4 protein-coding genes are annotated in these 19,532 nt (G+C 56.0%); all 4 read left to right on the plus strand.

From position 1 onward, the window contains the following. Positions 1 to 122: 122 nt before the first annotated feature. The 4 genes from JSY17_RS02995 (at position 123) to JSY17_RS03010 (ending at position 19,359) form a co-directional block, all read left to right on the plus strand. Entirely contained in the window at positions 123 to 2,285 is a 2,163-nt protein-coding gene (locus JSY17_RS02995) for a type I secretion system permease/ATPase (RefSeq protein ID WP_117184895.1), read from the plus strand. Beyond that, the gene (locus JSY17_RS03000; RefSeq protein WP_206400514.1) at positions 2,278 to 3,699 is read left to right on the plus strand and encodes an HlyD family type I secretion periplasmic adaptor subunit; all 1,422 of its coding nucleotides are present in this window, start codon (positions 2,278 to 2,280) and stop codon (positions 3,697 to 3,699) included. Before JSY17_RS02995 ends, JSY17_RS03000 begins: the two co-directional genes overlap by 8 nt. Before the next feature lie 29 nt (positions 3,700 to 3,728). After that, on the plus strand, positions 3,729 to 4,268 hold the full coding sequence (locus JSY17_RS03005) for a hypothetical protein (protein WP_206400515.1): 540 nt from the start codon (positions 3,729 to 3,731) through the stop codon (positions 4,266 to 4,268). A 2,122-nt stretch (positions 4,269 to 6,390) separates the two neighbouring features. Further along, positions 6,391 to 19,359 carry a calcium-binding protein gene (locus JSY17_RS03010; RefSeq protein ID WP_408636082.1) on the plus strand — a complete coding sequence of 4,323 codons (12,969 nt, stop codon included), beginning with the start codon at positions 6,391 to 6,393 and terminating at the stop codon, positions 19,357 to 19,359. Positions 19,360 to 19,532: the final 173 nt, after the last annotated feature.

The following is a 19,532-nucleotide window of genomic DNA, read 5'->3' on the forward strand; positions in this document are numbered from 1 at the left end:
AAAGTAACAGTGCCGATACATTAGTTTTTGAAAATGTGATATTCATCACAGTGGCTTATTGCCATTGTTTAACAAGTTGATCAGATTTGCCCGCTCAGGCGGCATATCAGCAGGGAAGCGCTATGAACGATTCAGGAATGGGCACTGCGGTGCCTGAAAGCGCCCCGCGCCTCGACACTGGCCTGGCCTCGCTGGTCATGCTTGCGCGCTTCCATCAGGTAGCGGCTTCGTCTGATCAACTTGCCCATGAGTTTGGCAGCCATGACCAGAACCTGTCTCTGGACAGCCTGCTGCTGGCCGCCCGCAAGCTCGGCCTCAAAGCCAAGGCTGCCAAAACCACCACAGAACGTCTGGATCGCACGCCTCTACCTGCCATTGCGGCTGATAACAATGGCGGCTTCTTTATCATTGCGCGCCTGGATCAAGGCAAGGCGTTGATCCATGATCCGCTCGCCCAGCGTCCCGAAGTCATTACCTTCGAGGCCTTGCAGGAGCGCTGGACCGGGCAGTTGGTGCTGATCCGTTCTGAAGCCGGTACGCCGGGCGAGTCTTCCCGCTTCGACTTCACCTGGTTCATCCCGGCCATCGTCAAATACCGCAAGTTGCTGGGCGAAGTGATGCTGGTGTCCTTCGTCCTGCAGATTTTCTCCCTGATCACGCCGCTGTTCTTTCAGGTGGTCATGGACAAGGTGCTGGTCCACCACGGTCTGACAACGCTGGACGTAATTGCCATCGGTCTGGCTGGCGTCATGTTGTTCGAGTCGGCGCTGTCGGGCTTGCGCACCTATGTGTTTGCCCACACCGCCAGTCGCATCGATGTCGAACTCGGCTCGAAGCTGTTCCGTCATCTGATCACCCTGCCGCTGTCGTACTTTCAGGCGCGTCGCGTGGGGGATTCCGTGGCGCGGGTGCGTGAGCTGGAAAACATCCGCAACTTCCTGACCGGCAATGCGATCACCCTGCTGCTGGATGTGCTGTTCTCGGTGGTGTTCATTGCTGTGATGTTCTACTACAGCGGCTGGCTGACCTTGATCGTCTTGCTGTCGCTGCCGCTTTACGTGCTGGTGTCGGTGCTGATTACCCCGGTGCTGCGCAAACGCCTCAACGACAGTTTTGCCCGAGGTGCCGAGAACCAGGCCTTTCTGGTGGAAACCGTCAACGGCATCGATACCCTCAAGTCCATGGCTGTGGAGCCCCAGGCCATCCGCAAGTGGGACAACCAGCTCGCCGGTTATGTCGCTGCCGGTTTCAAGACCCAGAACCTGTCGACCATCGCCAACGAAAGCGTCTCCCTGATCGGCAAACTGGTGACCGTCGCGACCTTGTGGTTCGGTGCCCGACTGGTGATCGACGGCCAGCTCTCGGTGGGGCAACTGATTGCATTCAATATGCTGGCCGGGCGTGTGGCCCAGCCGATCATGCGTCTGGCGCAACTGTGGACCAACTTCCAGCAGACCGGTGTCTCGGTTCAGCGTCTGGGCGACATCCTCAATACCCGTAACGAACTCACCCAGGCCACCCGCAGCGCACTGCCGCCCATCAAGGGCCGCATCGAGTTCGATCAGGTCCACTTCCGCTATCGCCCGGACGGTTCGGAGATCCTGCGCGGCATCAATCTGACCATCATGCCGGGCCAGGTGATTGGCGTCGTGGGGCGCTCGGGGTCCGGCAAAAGTACCCTGACACGCCTGCTGCAGCGGCTTTACGTGCCCGAGCGTGGTCGGGTGCTGGTGGATGGCATGGACCTGGCGCTGGCCGACGTGTCCTCGCTGCGTCGACAGATCGGTGTGGTATTGCAGGACAACATGCTGTTCAACCGCAGCATCCGCGAAAACATTGCTCTGAGCGATGCCGGTGCGCCGCTGGAAACCGTCATGCAAATGGCCAGACTGGCCGGTGCCCATGACTTCATTCTGGAACTGCCGGAAGGCTACGACACCATGGTCGGCGAGCATGGCGCATCGCTCTCGGGCGGTCAGCGCCAACGCATTGCCATCGCCCGGGCCTTGATGGGCAATCCGCGCATTCTGATTTTCGACGAAGCTACCAGTGCCCTGGACTATGAGTCCGAGCGCATCGTCCAGCAGAACATGCAGGCCATCTGCAAGGGCCGCACCGTCATTATCATTGCCCACCGCTTGTCGGCGGTGCGCGATGCCAACCGTATCGTGGTCGTCGATCGCGGACAGATCGTCGAGCAGGGCACCCACGCCGAACTGTTGACGCATCAGGCCGGCCATTACTCACGCCTGCATCGTCTGCAGCAAGGAGGTGGTCATGTCTAACGCCGAATCCAGCGGACTGCTGCAACGTTATCGCCGGGTATGGCGTCAGTCCTGGCGCCGCCGTCATGAAATGGATGCGCCCAGGCGTCTGGCCCATGAAGTGCAATTTCTGCCTGCTGCTCTGGAGTTGCAGGACAAGCCTACTCATCCGGCCCCCCGCATCTTCATGTGGGCGATCATGGGCTTTGCCACACTGGCCTTGCTCTGGGCCTGTCTGGGCAAAATCGATGTGGTCGCCACGGCCAGCGGCAAGGTCATCCCCAGTGGCAAGACCAAGGTCATCCAGTCCAGCGAAACCGCAGTGGTCAAGGCCATTCATGTGCGCGACGGGCAAGCGGTCAAGGCGGGCCAGTTGCTTCTGGAACTGGACTCCACAGCCGCCGATGCCGATGTCGGGCGGGTGCGCAGCGACCTGCTGGCAGCACGCATCGACAACGCACGTGCCGCCGCCATGCTCGATGCCATCAACCAGCGCAAACCGCCGCGGGACCTGACCGGTATCATTCGCGATGCCGATCCCGAACATGTGCTGGCTGCCGAGCGCTGGCTGCAAGGCCAGTATCAGGAATACCGCAGCAGCCTCGACCTGGCCGAAGCCGAAATCCAGCAGCGCCAGGCGGATATTCAGGCGGCACGCATCCAGGTCGCGAGCCTGCAGAAAACCCTGCCGATCGCCACCAAACTGGCCAACGACTACGAAAATCTGCTGAAAAAACAATACATCGCTCGCCATGCCTATCTGGAAAAGGAACAGGCTCGTCTTGATCTTGAGCGACAACTCAGCGTGCAACAGGCCAGCGTCCTGCAATCCACCGCCGCCCGCCAGGAAGCCGAACGCCGTCGCGAAGGCGTCGTCGCCCAGACCCGTCGCGCCATGCTCGACCTGCTGCAACAGGCCGACCAGAAAATCGCCACCTTCAGCCAGGACCTGACCAAGGCCCGTTACCAGGAAGACCTCACCACCCTCGAAGCCCCGGTCGACGGCACCGTCCAGCAACTGGACGTCCACACCGTCGGCGGCGTCGTCACCCCCGCACAACCCCTGATGGTCCTCGTCCCTGACGGCCAGCCCGTGGAAGTGGAAGCCATGCTGGAAAACAAGGACGTCGGCTTCGTCCGCGCCGGCCAGCCCGTCACCGTCAAAGTCGAAACTTTCACCTTCACCAAGTACGGCACCATCGAAGGCGAAGTCATCAGCGTTTCCAACGACGCCATCGAAGATGAAAAGCGCGGGCTGATCTATAGCAGCAAGATTCGCCTTAACAGCGATACGCTGAATATCAATGGCGTGGATATCAAGTTGTCGCCGGGTATGGCGGTGACGGCGGAAGTGAAGACTAATAAGCGGCGGGTGATTGAGTATTTCTTGAGTCCGTTGCAGCAGCATGCGTCGGAGAGTTTGAGGGAGCGGTAGAAAAAAACGCTATGTGGCCAAGAACAAGGATGAGCAGTTTGAAGAGTTCTTTATTGCTGTTTTGTTGTTTTTCATTGGTCGTACCTTTATTCGCAGAGGCCTCTCACTCATATGATGGTCGCTGTGACGTTGCTCGAATGAAATTTAGTGTTTCTTCGGCAACGTGTGACATTTTGAAGTCTACTTCTTCTGGTGTCGTGATTTTTGGCGTTAATGCCGATGACATGAGTATCGTTGCTCCCGGGAAAGCACAAGGTAATCACGTCATTGTACGTATTCGGCGCGTCGAGATCCCCGTTGCTCGTTCACAGATTGGTTTGCGCGGTTTCGAGCCTGTTTCAATCAGCGATGGGCGCTCGAAATACGAAGTTCGCGGTCGTGTCATTTATACGTTTATCGATAAGGGTGGCGAGGTTGTATACGTGAGTCGTGGTTTGAACACGTATGAAGGCAATCGGATTTTGTCGGGGAGTGTTGAACTCTTATATCAGTTTGATATTGCTCGTGATGATTTTGAAGTACTGAATGAAAAGCTGTTGAAACTAATCGAATCTATTGGTATTCACTGAGAGGGATGTCATGAGCATTGTAAGTCTTAATTCAAGCCAAGTTTCCACGTTAGGCAATCTGCAATCTCAGGGTAATTACCCCGGTGCATACGCTTATCTCAAGACCATTGTCGATCAGCAAGTGGCTTCCAATCCCTCCGGGCAAAATGCTGTTGAGCTGGGGAAAATATCAAACTGGCTTTCTGCTGCTCAATCCATTAACCAGAATGATGGTAGTTTTTATAGCGATATGGTTCGCGGCTCAGTGCGTTTTGCAGCCGCTGCCGATGGCAGGTCTCTCTCGGATGCTGATTTTCAGGTTGCATCGGATGCGTTGGCAAATAATGTTCTTAATGATGTCATCGGCCAAAATGGTATTCCCCCATTACAGGACATTATTGATGCCGACGTACAGTCGGCTGTTTCAGATCTGAATCTGGAGCGCTGGAACTGGGCAGGGACTATTGGCGATATTCTTCCTCCGCCCTTGGGGCTCGATGGTGACTATGTACAAATAGGAGGAGACACGTTCAGCGAGTACATGGGGAACCTGACAGAAGCCTTGCTGCAAAACGTTGCGGGCATGATGAAGTATATGGGGCTGGATGAGCCTATCGGTTCTGTTTTTGAATGGATGTGGGATGACCTGGGACTTGATGAGTTCGGTCAGTCCTTGGGTGGATTCATTTATGACACCGTTCAAAAGTATTTCTCCGATGCGTATTCATATATTGACCCGTTGGTACTGGATCTTGATGGTGATGGTGTCGAGACCGTTTCGCGAGATAAAGGGATCATTTTTGACCATGATGGAGATGGCCATAAGCTTGGAACGGGTTGGGTCGGTGCCGATGACGGGCTGCTTGTACTCGATAAAAATAAAAATGGCAGCATAGACAACGGCTCTGAGCTGTTCGGTGTCAATACTGTATTGAGGAATGGTAAAACCGCCTCAAATGGGTTTGAAGCCATTGCCGATCTTGATGATAACGAAGACGGTATCTTTGATGAGCAGGATGCTGCTTTTACTTCGGTCAAGGTCTGGCAGGATCACAATCAGGATGGTATTTCCCAGTCGAATGAATTGAAGACACTCGCAGATCTGGGAGTCACCTCAATCAATGTGACAGGTGCCGTGCACGGCTCTGCCAATAATGGAAACATCATATCCAATCTTGGCTCCTATACGCGTGTCGATAACCAGACGGGAGCGGAAACCCAAGGTATCGTAGGTACCATCGATTTCGCCCAAAATACGTTTTACAGAGAGTTTTCCGACAAGATTGCATTGGATGAAGAGGCAAAGAAACTGGCCGATATGCAGGGGTCAGGTACTGTGCGCGATCTTCGTGAAGCCAGCATGCTCAGTAGTTCTTTGAAGCAGGCTTTGTCCGATTATTCATCGGCAACTACTCGGCAAGCGCAATTGGCGTTGGTAGATCGTTTGCTGGGGGCATGGGCCGGGACGAGTACCATGGATTCCTTCGATGAGCGAATCGAGGACCTGGGGACCGGTTTTTATCAAGTGAAATTCAGTTATTCGTGGGAGAAGCCCTCTTCCCTTTTTATCTCCAGTGATAATGGTGGTAATAATACGCCTCCTCCTTCCAGAGAACCCACTGCGGCACAACTTGCTCAGCAAAGTGCTCTTGAGAAAATCAAGATACTGGAAGCATTTACGGGTATTGAGTATTTCAATTTTTCCTCCCGAGAGGAAGGTGAGGGCGATAGCAAGAAAATATACTTGTCAGCAAGTTCCGGTAATAGCGCTGGCGGGCATCGCACAGTTGGTGCTTTGCTGACGGGTACAATATATATAACTGAGGAAAATCTGAGCTTGCAAAGCTTCCAGATTGACCAGATCAATAAAGCTTATGATGCATTGGTCGAATCGGTTTACAGAGGCCTGCTATTGCAGACTCGTTTGCAGAGTTATACCTCGCTGCTGGGAGTTTCATGGAGTGGGGAAGGTTTTTTCATTGATTACAGTGCCATCACTCAGGAGCTGGCGCGCGTTCATGCACTGGATCCGGTCAAGGCAATTGTAGACGGAGCAGAACTGGGCGCTTCGTTGAAGAAAGGTATATGGAATGAGTCGATATCAACCTGGCTGAATGAACTTGATGATGTTGGCCTTGCGCAGTTGAAAAATGTATACGGTGGGAAAAATGCCGTGCTGTTGGGAACGGCTGCCGGAGACAGTTACAATGGCACGGAGCAAGACGACTTTCTGGTCGGTGCCAAAGGCAATGATTATTTGACGGGAAGCGGTGGCAATGACTTCCTTATTGGAGGTGATGACAGCGATTATCTTAGCGGCGGAGTGGGTGCCGATGTACTAAGTGGCGGGGAGGGCAGTGATACTATTTATGGTGACGGTGGTGATGATCTTCTGCTGGGGGATACCGGCAATGATTATCTCTATGGTGGTGATGGATCCGACACCTATTTCTTCCGTTCCGGCTGGGGACAGGACACTGTCAATAACTATGACCTGACCACTAACAAACAGGACGTCATAGAGTTTTCCGAGGAAATTTCGCCTTCCGATATTGTTGTAAGTCGTAATTATGATGATCTGCTGTTGAGCCGACGTGGCAGCAGTGATCGCATCACGATCAGTAGCTATTTCAACCGTGACGCTGCTGGCCCTTATGTCCTGGAAAGCATACGTTTCGCTAATGGTACTCAGTGGTCTGTAGATGAAATCAAGGCGATGGTTGTCGTTGCTACCGATGGTAATGACTCGATATGGGGTTATGCCTCAGACGATATCCTCCGTGGTGGCTTGGGTGACGACACTCTTCAGGGGCTGGCAGGCAATGACACCTTGCACGGTGAAGCTGGCAACGATTACCTGTACGGTGGGGCCGGTGCAGACCAACTGTCCGGTGGCGAGGGTTCGGATTATTTGTCTGGTGGCGAGGGTAGCGACAGCCTCCAGGGCGATGCAGGCAACGACAACTTATATGGCGATGCAGGAAACGATCAACTCGATGGTGGTATAGGCAACGATTACCTTTATGGTGGTGAAGGTTCTGACACCTATCTCTTCAGCCGCGGCTGGGGTCAGGACTCGGTCAATAACTACGACTCAAGTGCTGGCAAGATCGATGTAATCGAGTTCGCGGCGGATATCCTCCCGACCGACATCATCATTACCCGGTCAGGAAGTGATCTGATCCTGTCGCTGAAAAACACGACTGACAAAATTACGGTCTCCAGCTACTTCCATAATGACGGCAACACTCCTTACGCTCTGGATCTGATCCGCTTTGCCGATGGAACTCAATGGAGTGTCGAGCAAGTCAAGGTCATGGCAATCCTCAGTACCGAGGGGAACGATGTTCTGACCGGATATGCCTCGGATGACAGCATTAGTGGGGCTCAGGGAAGTGACACCCTTTATGGTGGTATGGGCCAGGACACCTTGAACGGTGGTGCCGGCTCGGATTACCTGTATGGCGAAGACGGTAACGATATTCTTGATGGCGGCTCGGGCAACGATACTCTCGACGGTGGTCGTGGCTCCGACACTTACCGGTTTGCCAAGGGCTATGGCCAGGACGTTATCAATAACGGAACCTACGGCGAAACGGCGGCAGACAAGATCGACGCCATCCAGTTCGACGGCCTCAATCCAGCCGATCTGCGGTTCTTGCGTTCGAGTGACGACCTTGTCATTCAGATCAAGGCGACAGGCGATACCCTGACCGTACGCTCGCATTTCAGCCAGGAAGGCACCTCGACCTATGCCATCGATCAACTGAAGTTTGCCGATGGTTCCGTGTGGGATGGCGTGCAGATCAAGTCTGTCGTTGTTCAGGCTTCGGAAGGTGCTGATACCCTCACAGGTTATGCCACAGCAGACAATCTCTCCGGGCTGGACGGAAATGACACGCTCAGTGGCCGTGCAGGCGATGACGTGCTCGACGGCGGCAACGGTGCGGATACCCTGAACGGAGACGAGGGCAACGATACGTTGCTGGGTGGCGCAGGTAATGACTCGCTAAGCGGCGGCTATGGCAATGACGTGCTGGATGGCGGTTCGGGTAACGACACCCTGGATGGTGGTTACGGCTCCGATACCTATATCTTCCGCAAGGGTTCGGGTCAGGACACCATTTCCAACGGTGTCTACAACGAAACCACGGTTGGCAAGCAGGATGTGATCCGTCTGGAAGGGCTCAACCTGGCCGATATCAGCCTGCGTCGCGAGTCCAGTGATCTGGTCATCCAGATCAAGGAAACCGGCGATACCCTGCGTGTTTCCTCGCACTTCTCTCCTGCCAGTACTTACTACAACTACGCCATCGATCAACTGCAGTTCGCTGACGGCACAGTCTGGGGCGTGGATCAGATCAAGGCGTCGCTGCTGAGTGGCAGCGAGTTCAACGACACGCTCACCGGCTACGAGGCTGACGATACTCTCGACGGTCTGGCGGGCAATGACACGCTGTACGGTGGCCTGGGCAATGACACGCTTGTGGGCGGAGAAGGTCGCGACACGCTGTATGGCGAAGAAGGTGACGACACATTGCTCGGTGGTGCAGGCAACGACAGCCTGAGTGGTGGTAACGGCAACGACCTGCTCGATGGCGGTGTTGGCAATGACACGCTGGAAGGTGGCAAGGGATCGGACACCTATGTCTTTGGCAAAGGGCTTGGTTCCGATGCGATTGATAACACCAGTTACAACGATACAACGGTCAATAAACTCGATGTTGTACGTCTCGATGGCCTGAACATTACAGATGTCAGTCTGCGTCGCGAGTCCGATGATCTGATTGTGCAGATTCGGCAGACCGGCGAGACCCTGCGCATCCGCTCGCACTTCTCTGCCGAGGCCGGCGGCTGGAGCTACGCCATCGACCAACTGCAGTTCGCCGATGGCACCGTCTGGGATCGTGCGCAGATAACCGCAAGCCTTCTCGATGGTACTGAAGGCAACGACACCATCACGGGTTATGACACTGCCGATACATTGGCAGGACTGGCGGGTAATGACACCCTCTATGGTCGTAGTGGCAATGATGTGCTCGATGGCGGTGATGGCAGAGACATCCTCTACGGCGAAGCCGGCGATGACACTCTGCTGGGTGGTGCAGGCAATGACACGCTCACCGGTGGTTCCGGCAACGACACTCTGGACGGCGGCAGCGGCAATGATTCGCTGGACGGTGGCTTTGGCTCCGATACCTATGTGTTCCGCAAAGGTTCGGGCCAGGACACCATCAGCAACTATGCCTACAACGACACGACGCCGAACAAGCTCGATGTTGTGCGTCTGGAAGGCTTGAACGCCGATGATGTGAGTATCCGTCGTGAGTCCGACGATCTGCTGATCCAGATCCGTCAGACCGGAGAAACTCTGCGGGTCGGATCGCATTTCTACAGCGATCAAAGCTATGGATATGCGATCGATCAGTTGCAGTTTGCCGATGGCACGGTCTGGGATCAGGCAAAAATCACCTCGGCGCTTTTGATTGGCACGGAGGGCAGCGACACCATTACCGGCTATGCGACAGATGATGACCTGATTGGTCTGGACGGTGACGACGTATTGAGTGGCCGTGCTGGTGACGACGTGCTCAGCGGTGGTGATGGTCGCGATACCCTTTACGGCGAAGAGGGCAATGACACGCTTCTCGGAGGCTTTGGCAACGACACCCTGTCCGGTGGTGCTGGCAACGATACGCTCGATGGCGGTGCGGGCAATGATTCCCTTGAAGGTGGCAAGGGTTCGGATATCTATATTTACCGCAAGGGCTCCGGGCAGGACACCATCTCCAACTATTCCTACAACGACACCACGGCCAACAAGCTGGATGTCGTTCGTCTGGAGGGTTTGAATACCGGTGATGTCAGTATCCGTCGCGAGTCCGACGACCTGCTGATCCAGATCCGTCAGACCGGCGAAACCCTGCGGGTCAGCTCGCACTTCTACAGCGATCCAAGCTATGGCTATGCGATCAACCAGTTGCAGTTTGCCGATGGCACTGTCTGGGATGAGGCAAAGATCACGGCAGCCTTGCTGATTGGTACTGAAGGCGATGACAGCATTACGGGCTATGCCAGCGATGATGACCTGATCGGCCTGTCGGGCAATGACACCCTGAGCGGCCGTGCCGGCGATGACCTGCTCGATGGTGGCGATGGCAAGGACACGCTCTACGGCGAGGACGGCAACGACACGCTGCTTGGTGGTGCCGGTAACGATACGCTGAGCGGTGGAGCGGGTAACGATCTGCTGGATGGTGGTGCCGGTAATGACACTCTGGATGGCGGCAAAGGCTCCGATACCTACGTGTTCGGCAAGGGCTATGGTCGTGACACGATCAACAACTATGCCTACAACGACACCACAATCGACAAGCTCGATGTCGTGCGTCTGGATGGGCTGACTACGGAAGATGTCAGCATCCGTCGCGAGTCCGACGACCTCGTGATCCAGATTCGTCAGACCGGCGAATCGCTGCGGATCAGCTCGCACTTCTACAGCGATCAAAGCTATGGCTATGCGATCAACCAGTTGCAGTTCGCCGACGGAGTTGTCTGGGACCAGGCTCAGATCACCGCTGCCTTGCTGATTGGTACAGAGGGCGACGATAGCATTACCGGTTACGCGGGCGATGATCGTTTGTCCGGTGCCCAAGGCAACGACATTCTCTACGGCCGTGCCGGTAACGACACCCTGGAAGGTGGTGACGGTAAGGACACGCTCTACGGTGAGGATGGAGACGATACCCTGCTGGGCGATGCAGGCAATGACACCCTCTCCGGTGGCTATGGCAATGACACTCTGGACGGCGGCAGTGGAAATGATTCGCTGGATGGCGGCTATGGCTCCGACACCTATGTGTTCCGCAAGGGCTCGGGCCAGGACACCATCAGCAACTACGCCTACAACGACACCACGGCCAAAAAACTGGACGTGATCCGTCTGGAAGGTCTGAATGCCAGCGATGTGGTGATGCGTCGTGAGTCCGATGACCTGATCATTCAGATCAAGGACAGCAATGAAACATTGCGTGTCAGTTCGCATTTCAATAGCACCCCGCTCTATGGCTATAACATCGATCAGGTGCAATTTGCCGATGGCACAGTGTTGACCAATGAGCAGATCCGTACGGCGTTGCTGACCGGTACCGAGGTCGATGAAACCCTTACAGGTTACGAGTCGGCGGACAGTCTGTTCGGTCTGTCGGGCAACGACACCCTGAACGGGCGTGCCGGTGACGACATCCTCGACGGTGGTGATGGCCGCGACACCTTGAACGGTGAAGATGGCAACGACACGCTGCTGGGTGGTGCAGGCAATGACGCGCTGAGCGGTGGTTATGGCAACGACACCCTGGACGGCGGCAGCGGTAACGACTCGCTGGATGGTGGCTATGGCTCCGACACCTATGTGTTCCGCAAAGGCTCGGGTCAGGACACCATCAATAACTACTCCTACAACGACACCACGGCCAACAAACTGGACGTGATCCGTCTGGAAGGCCTGAATGCGGCCGATGTGGTGATGCGTCGTGAGTCCGATGATCTGATCATTCAGATCAAGGAGAGTGGCGAAACCCTGCGGGTCAGCTCGCACTTCTACAGCAGTGCGATCTATGGTTACGGGATCGATCAGGTGCAGTTTGCCGATGGTACGGTGCTGACCAATGAGCAGATCCGCACGGCGTTGCTGACCGGTACCGAGGCCGATGAAACCGTTACAGGTTATGAGTCGGCAGACAGTCTGTTCGGCCTGTCGGGCAACGACACCCTGAATGGCCGTGCCGGTGACGATATCCTCGATGGTGGTGATGGTCGCGACACCTTGAACGGTGAAGATGGCAACGACACGCTGCTGGGTGGTGCAGGCAATGACGCGCTGAGCGGTGGTTATGGCAACGACACCCTGGACGGCGGCAGCGGTAACGACTCGCTGGATGGCGGCTACGGCTCCGACACCTATGTGTTCCGCAAGGGCTCGGGCCAGGACACCATCAATAACTACGCCTACAACGACACCACGGTCAACAAACTGGACGTGATCCGTCTGGAAGGCCTGAATGCTGCCGATGTGCTGATGCGTCGTGAGTCCGATGACCTGATCATTCAGATCAAGGAAAGTGGCGAAACCTTGCGGGTCAGCTCGCACTTCTACAGCAGTGCGATCTATGGCTACGGCATCGATCAAGTGCAGTTTGCCGATGGCACGGTGTTGACCAACGAGCAGATCCGCACGGCGTTACTGACCGGTACCGAAGTCGATGAGACCCTTACAGGTTATGAGTCGGCAGACAGTCTGTTCGGCCTGTCGGGTAACGACACCCTGAACGGGCGTGCCGGTGACGATATCCTCGACGGCGGCGATGGCAATGACACTCTCAACGGCGATGAGGGCAACGACACCCTGGATGGTGGCAGTGGCAATGACTCGTTGATTGGCGGCTACGGCTCCGACACCTATGTGTTCCGCAAGGGCTCGGGCCAGGACACCATCAACAACTATGCCTACAACGACACCACGGCCAACAAACTGGACGTGATCTGTCTGGAAGGTCTGAATGCTGCCGATGTGCTGATGCGTCGTGAGTCCGATGACCTGATCATCCAGATCAAGGAGAGTGGCGAAACCCTGCGGGTCAGTTCGCATTTCTACAGCAGTGCCATCTACGGCTATGGCATTGATCAGTTGCAGTTTGCCGATGGCACGGTGCTGAACAATGAACAGATCCGTACCGCTTTGCTGATTGGTACTGAAGTCGATGAAACCCTTACAGGTTACGAGTCGGCAGACAGCCTGTTCGGCCTGTCGGGTAACGACACCCTGAATGGTCGTGCCGGTGACGATATCCTCAATGGCGGCGATGGCAATGACACTCTCAACGGCGATGATGGCAACGACACCCTGGATGGCGGCAGTGGCAATGACTCGTTGATTGGCGGCTATGGCTCCGACACCTACGTATTCCGCAAGGGCTCGGGTCAGGACACCATCAGCAACTACGCCTACAACGACACCACGGCCAACAAACTGGACGTGATCCGTCTGGAAGGTCTGAATGCGGCTGATGTGGTGATGCTCCGTGAGTCCGATGATCTGATTATTCAGATCAAGGACAGCGCTGAAACCCTGCGGGTCAATTCGCATTTCTATAGCAGTGCCATTTACGGCTATGGCATCGACCAGGTGCAGTTTGCCGATGGAGTGATCTGGAGCAAGGAGGATATCAGCGCCAATCTGTTCACACCTGTAGCAGTCAGTGCCTTGACTGTCTCCGGCACGGAAGCAAACGAAACCCTCACCGGGGGCGCTGGTAACGATACGCTCTACGGAAATGGTGGAGATGATGTGCTGGATGGCGGTGCGGGTAATGACCGTCTGGACGGTGGTTATGGCAATGACACCTACCTGTTTGGCGCGGGTTCGGGCCAGGATACTGTCTCGGCCTATGATCCAACCCAGAACAAGGTCGATACCGTCAGGCTGGTCGGGCTGAACAGCAGCGATGTGATTGTTTCCCGGGAGAGCAGCGATCTGGTGATCAGGGTAATCGGTACCACTGACATTCTCCGGGTCAGCAGCCACTTCGTCAGCGATGCGACCTATGGCTATCAGATCAACCAGATCGAGTTTGCCGATGGCAGTATCTGGGATCACCAGGCCATCAAGACCCAGGTGCTGGAGGGGCGTGAAACCGACCAGGCTCTGTGGGGCTACGCCAGCGATGATCTGATCGATGGCGGTGCCGGAAACGATACCCTGAACGGTGAAGGGGGTAACGATCTGCTGCAAGGCGGTGCCGGTAATGACACTCTCAACGGTGGTCTCGGCAACGATGTGCTTGATGGTGGTACTGGCAATGACCGTCTGGATGGCGGTGCCGGTGACGATACCTACCTGTTCGGCAAGGGCTCGGGCCAGGACATTGTCTCGGCTTACGATTCAACGCAGAACAAGGTCGATACCGTCAAACTGGTCGGGCTGAACAGCAGCGATGTGATTGTCTCCCGGGAAAGCAGTGATCTGGTGATCAGGGTGATCGGCACTACCGACAGCATTCGCGTCAGCAGTCACTTCGTGAACGATGCGACCTATGGCTATCAGATCAACCAGATCGAGTTCGCCGATGGCAGTATCTGGGATCTGCAGGCCATCAAGACCCATGTACTGAAGGGGCGTGATGGCGACCAGTCGCTGTGGGGCTACGCCAGCGATGATCTGATCGAGGGCGGTGCGGGTGCCGATACCCTGAACGGTGAAGGGGGTAACGATCTGCTGCAAGGCGGATCGGGCAATGACACCCTCAACGGCGGTGCTGGTAACGATGTGCTGGATGGCGGTGCTGGCAATGACCGTCTGGATGGCGGTGCCGGAAACGATACCTACCTGTTCGGCAAAGGCTCGGGCCAGGACATTGTCTCGGCTTACGATTCAGCGCAGAACAAGGTCGATACCGTCAAACTGGTCGGGCTGAACAGCAGCGATGTGATTGTCTCCCGGGAAAGCAGTGACCTGGTGATCAGGGTGATCGGCACTACCGACAGCATTCGCGTCAGCAGTCACTTCATGAACGATGCGACCTATGGCTATCAGATCAACCAGATCGAGTTCGCCGATGGCAGTATCTGGGATCAACAGGCCATCAAGACCCAGGTGCTGGAGGGGCGTGATACCGACCAGTCTCTTTGGGGCTACGCCAGCGATGATCTGATCGAGGGCGGTGCCGGTGACGATACCCTCAATGGCGGGGCAGGCAACGACACTCTGTCTGGAGGCTCCGGTGCCGATACTCTGAACGGCGACGAGGGTAATGACCTGCTGCAGGGCGGATCGGGCAATGATGTCCTTAATGGCGGATCAGGCAATGACATCCTCGATGGCGGTGCAGGTAATGACCGTCTGGATGGCGGTGCCGGTGACGATACCTATCTGTTCGGTAAAGGCTCGGGTCAGGACACCATCTACTACGCCAATGAAAGTCGCGCAGGCAAACTCGATCAGGTCAGGCTGATTGATCTGAACGCGGCCGATGTCAGCGTGGCGCGTGAGGGTTATGACCTGGTGCTTCGTATCAACGGCACGACCGATACCTTGCGTGTCGTTTATCACTTCATGGGTGATGCGACCTCCGGTTATCAGATCGACCGTATCCAGTTCGCCGATGGCAGCGCCTGGGATCAGGACGCGATCAAGACCCAGGTATTGCAAGGCAGCGAGGCTGACCAGTCTCTGGCGGGTTACGCCAGCGATGATCTGATCGAAGGCGGCGCCGGTGACGACACCCTCAGTGGCGGTGCGGGCAACGACACTCTGTCCGGAGGCTCCGGTGCCGACACCCTCAACGGTGACGAGGGCAATGACCTGCTGCAAGGTGGGGCGGGTAACGACATCCTCTACGGTGGCAACGGCAACGACATCCTCGATGGCGGTGCAGGCAATGACCGTCTGGACGGTGGTGCCGGTGACGACACTTATCTGTTCGGCAAGGGCTCGGGTCAGGACACCATCTATTACGCCAATGAAAGTCGTGCAGGCAAGCTCGATACCATCAAACTGGTCGGTCTCAACGCAGCCGATGTCAGCGTTGCACGCGATGGCTATGACCTGGTCGTTCGTATCAACGATACGAACGACAGCTTGCGCGTCGTCTATCACTTCATGAGCGATGCCACGGCGGGCTATCAGATCGATCGCATCGAGTTTGCCGACGGCAGCTTCTGGGATCAGAGCGCAATCAAGGCCCAAACGCTTACCAGCACTCCAGCCGATCAGACCCTGACCGGTTTTGCCAGCGATGACCTGATCGATGGCGGGGCAGGCGACGACACACTCAGTGGCGGTGCGGGCAACGACAACCTGGCCGGTGGAGCAGGTGCCGATACCTTGAACGGCGACGAGGGTAATGACCTGCTGCAAGGCGGGTCGGGCAACGACATCCTCTACGGCGGCAGCGGCAACGACATCCTCGATGGCGGTGCAGGTAATGACCGTCTGGATGGCGGTGCCGGTGACGATACCTACCTGTTCGGTAAAGGCTCGGGCCAGGACACCATCTACTACGCCAATGAAAGCCGTGCAGACAAGCTCGATCAGGTCAGGCTGGTTGATCTGAATGCGGCCGATGTCAGCGTCGCACGTGACGGTTATGACCTGGTGATTCGTATCAACGGTACGACCGATACCTTGCGCGTTGTCTATCACTTCATGAGTGATGCCACAGCCGGTTATCAGATTGATCGGATTGCGTTCGCTGACGGCAGTTTCTGGGATCAAACCGCGATCAAGGCGCAAGTGCTGCAAGGCACTGAAGCGGATGAAACCCTGTCTGGTACAAGCAGTGATGACACCATCAACGCCTCGGCGGGTGATGATGTCGTCAACGGTGGCAGCGGCAACGATACACTTTCGGGCGGTAGCGGTGCCGACACCCTGAATGGCGAGGATGGCAACGATGTGCTGAATGGGGGAGAGGGCAAGGACACTCTCTACGGCGGCAACGGTAACGATGTACTGGATGGCGGTGCAGGCAATGATCTGCTGGACGGTGGTAATGGCGACGACACTTACCTGTTCGGCAAGGGCTCGGGTCAGGACATTATCTACTACGCCTATGAAGGTCGTGCAGACAAGCTCGATACCGTGAAACTGATCGACTTGAACGCGGTGGATGTGAGTGTGCGTCGTGATGGTAATGACTTGCTCATTCGCGTGCCAGGGACCACCGATAGCCTGCGTGTGGTTTATCACTTCCAGAGTGACGCCACAGGCGGTTATCAAGTCGACCGTATCCAGTTTGCCGATGGAAGCTTCTGGGATCAGGCAGCGATCAAGTCCGCCGTTCTGCAAGGCACCGATGCCGACGAAACGCTGGCGGGTACCGCCAGTGACGACAGTATCGATGCGGGTGCCGGGGACGACACCGTCAACGGTGGCAGTGGCAACGATACGCTGTCGGGCAACAAGGGCGCAGATACGCTCAATGGCGATGCCGGAGATGATCTGTTGCTGGGCGGTCTGGGCAACGACATCCTCAATGGTGGTGCTGGCAACGATGTGCTTGATGGCGGTGCAGGCAATGATCGTCTCGATGGCGGAGATGGCGACGATACTTATCTCTTTGCCAAAGGGGCCGGTCAGGACAGCATTTACTACGCCTATGAAAATCGTGCGGGCAAGCTCGATACCGTCAAGCTGGTTGATCTGAATGCAGCGGATGTCAGCGTGCGGCGTGATGGTAACGACCTGCTTATCCGCGTGCTGGGTAGCACCGACAGTCTGCGCGTCGTTTATCACTTCATGAATGATGCGACCTCTGGCTATCAGATTGATCGCATCCAGTTCGCCGATGGCAGTTTCTGGGATCAGGCAGCCATCAAGAATCAGGTGTTGCAGGGCAGCGAAGCCGAGGAAACCCTCACGGGCACCGAGGGTGACGATGTCATCGATGCGGGAGAGGGCGATGACGTCATCAACGGTGCTGCCGGCAACGACACACTGATTGGCAACGCTGGAGCCGATACGCTGAACGGCAACGCTGGCAATGATCTGTTGCAGGGCGGTTCGGGTAACGACACGCTCAATGGCGGAACCGGCGATGACATCCTTGATGGCGGCCTGGGCAACGATCAGCTCGACGGTGGTGATGGCAACGATACGTATCTGTTCGGCAAGGGAGCGGGTCAGGACACCATTTATTACGCCTATGAAAACCGTGAGGGCAAGCTCGATACCATCAAGCTTACCGACCTCAATGCCTCTGATGTCAGCGTGCGCCGTGACGGTAACGACTTGATCATCCGTGTATTGGGCAGCACCGACAGCCTGCGAGTGGTTTACCACTTCCAGAGTGACGCCGCTGGCGGTTATCAAATCGATCGTATCCAGTTTGCCGATGGCAGCTTCTGGGACCAGGACCAGATCAAGTTCCAGGTGCTACAAGGCTCTGACATCGATGAAACGCTGTCGGGTACGTCCAGCAATGACGTGATCGACGCGGGGGCTGGCGACGACACGGTCAATGGTGGCAGTGGCAATGACACCTTGTACGGCGGTGCTGGCGCTGACGCGCTTAACGGCGGAGCTGGTGACGACTGGCTGCAAGGTGGTGCTGGCAATGACACGCTCTACGGCGACGAGGGTAATGATGTCCTGGACGGCGGCGCAGGCAACGACCAGTTGAATGGCGGTAACGGCGACGATACCTACCTGTTCGGTAAAGGCGCAGGCCAGGACACCATCTACTACGCCCACGAAAGCCGTATCGGCAAACTCGATACCGTGAAGCTTGCTGATCTCAATGCGAATGATGTCAGCATCGTTCGTGAGAGCAGTGATCTGATCATTCGTGTGAACGGTACGACTGACAGTCTGCGAGTGATGAGTCACTTCTCCGAGGACGCCGCGGGCGGCTATCAGATCGACCAATTGCAATTTGCCGATGGCACGATCTGGAACCAGTCGCTCATCAAGTCGCACGTATTGCTCGGCAGTGCATCCGATCAGACCCTGCGTGGCTACACCAGTGACGATGTCATCAGCGCTGGCGACGGCGATGACAGCGTCTTTGGTGATGCGGGGAATGACAACCTGTCCGGCGGCACGGGCGCCGATACGCTGTATGGCGACGCAGGCAACGATAACCTCTTCGGTGATGCCGGCAACGACACGCTCTACGGCGGAACCGGCAATGATGTACTCAATGGCGGCGCTGGCAATGACTACCTCAGCGGTGGTGATGGCAGCGATACCTACGAGTTCGGCATTGGCTCAGGCAGAGACACCATCAGCAACTACGACACCAGCAGTGGTACTGATGTGCTGCAGTTCGGTGCCGATGTCAGCCTGGAAGACCTGTGGTTCCGCCGCAGTGGCAACGATCTGGAAGTGAGCATCATCGATACCAATGACAAGGTGCTGGTGAGCAACTGGTATGCAGCCAACGACTACCAGTTGGATCAGTTCAAGACGGCCGATGGCAAAACCCTGCTCGACAGCCAGGTACAAAACCTGGTCGACAGCATGGCGTCATTCGGAGTGGATGCCGGTGCAGAGAGAAACCTGACAGCTGCGCAACAAACGCAACTGGAGGCGGTGCTGGCTGCTAACTGGCAGTAAGTCTGAGAAAGAGGTGTGCCGGTAACGGTGCACCTCTTTTTGAAGAGAGCTGAAGGTTTATACGTTCAGATAGACTTTTGTGTGTGAAGGAGTTTCTTGATTTAAATAAATCGTCAGGCCGTAAAGTTTTACAAAAAAATAAGGAGTTTTTATGCAAACAGGAAATGTTGAGG

This window comes from Pseudomonas capsici (assembly GCF_017165765.1).
Lineage (GTDB): Bacteria > Pseudomonadota > Gammaproteobacteria > Pseudomonadales > Pseudomonadaceae > Aquipseudomonas > Aquipseudomonas capsici.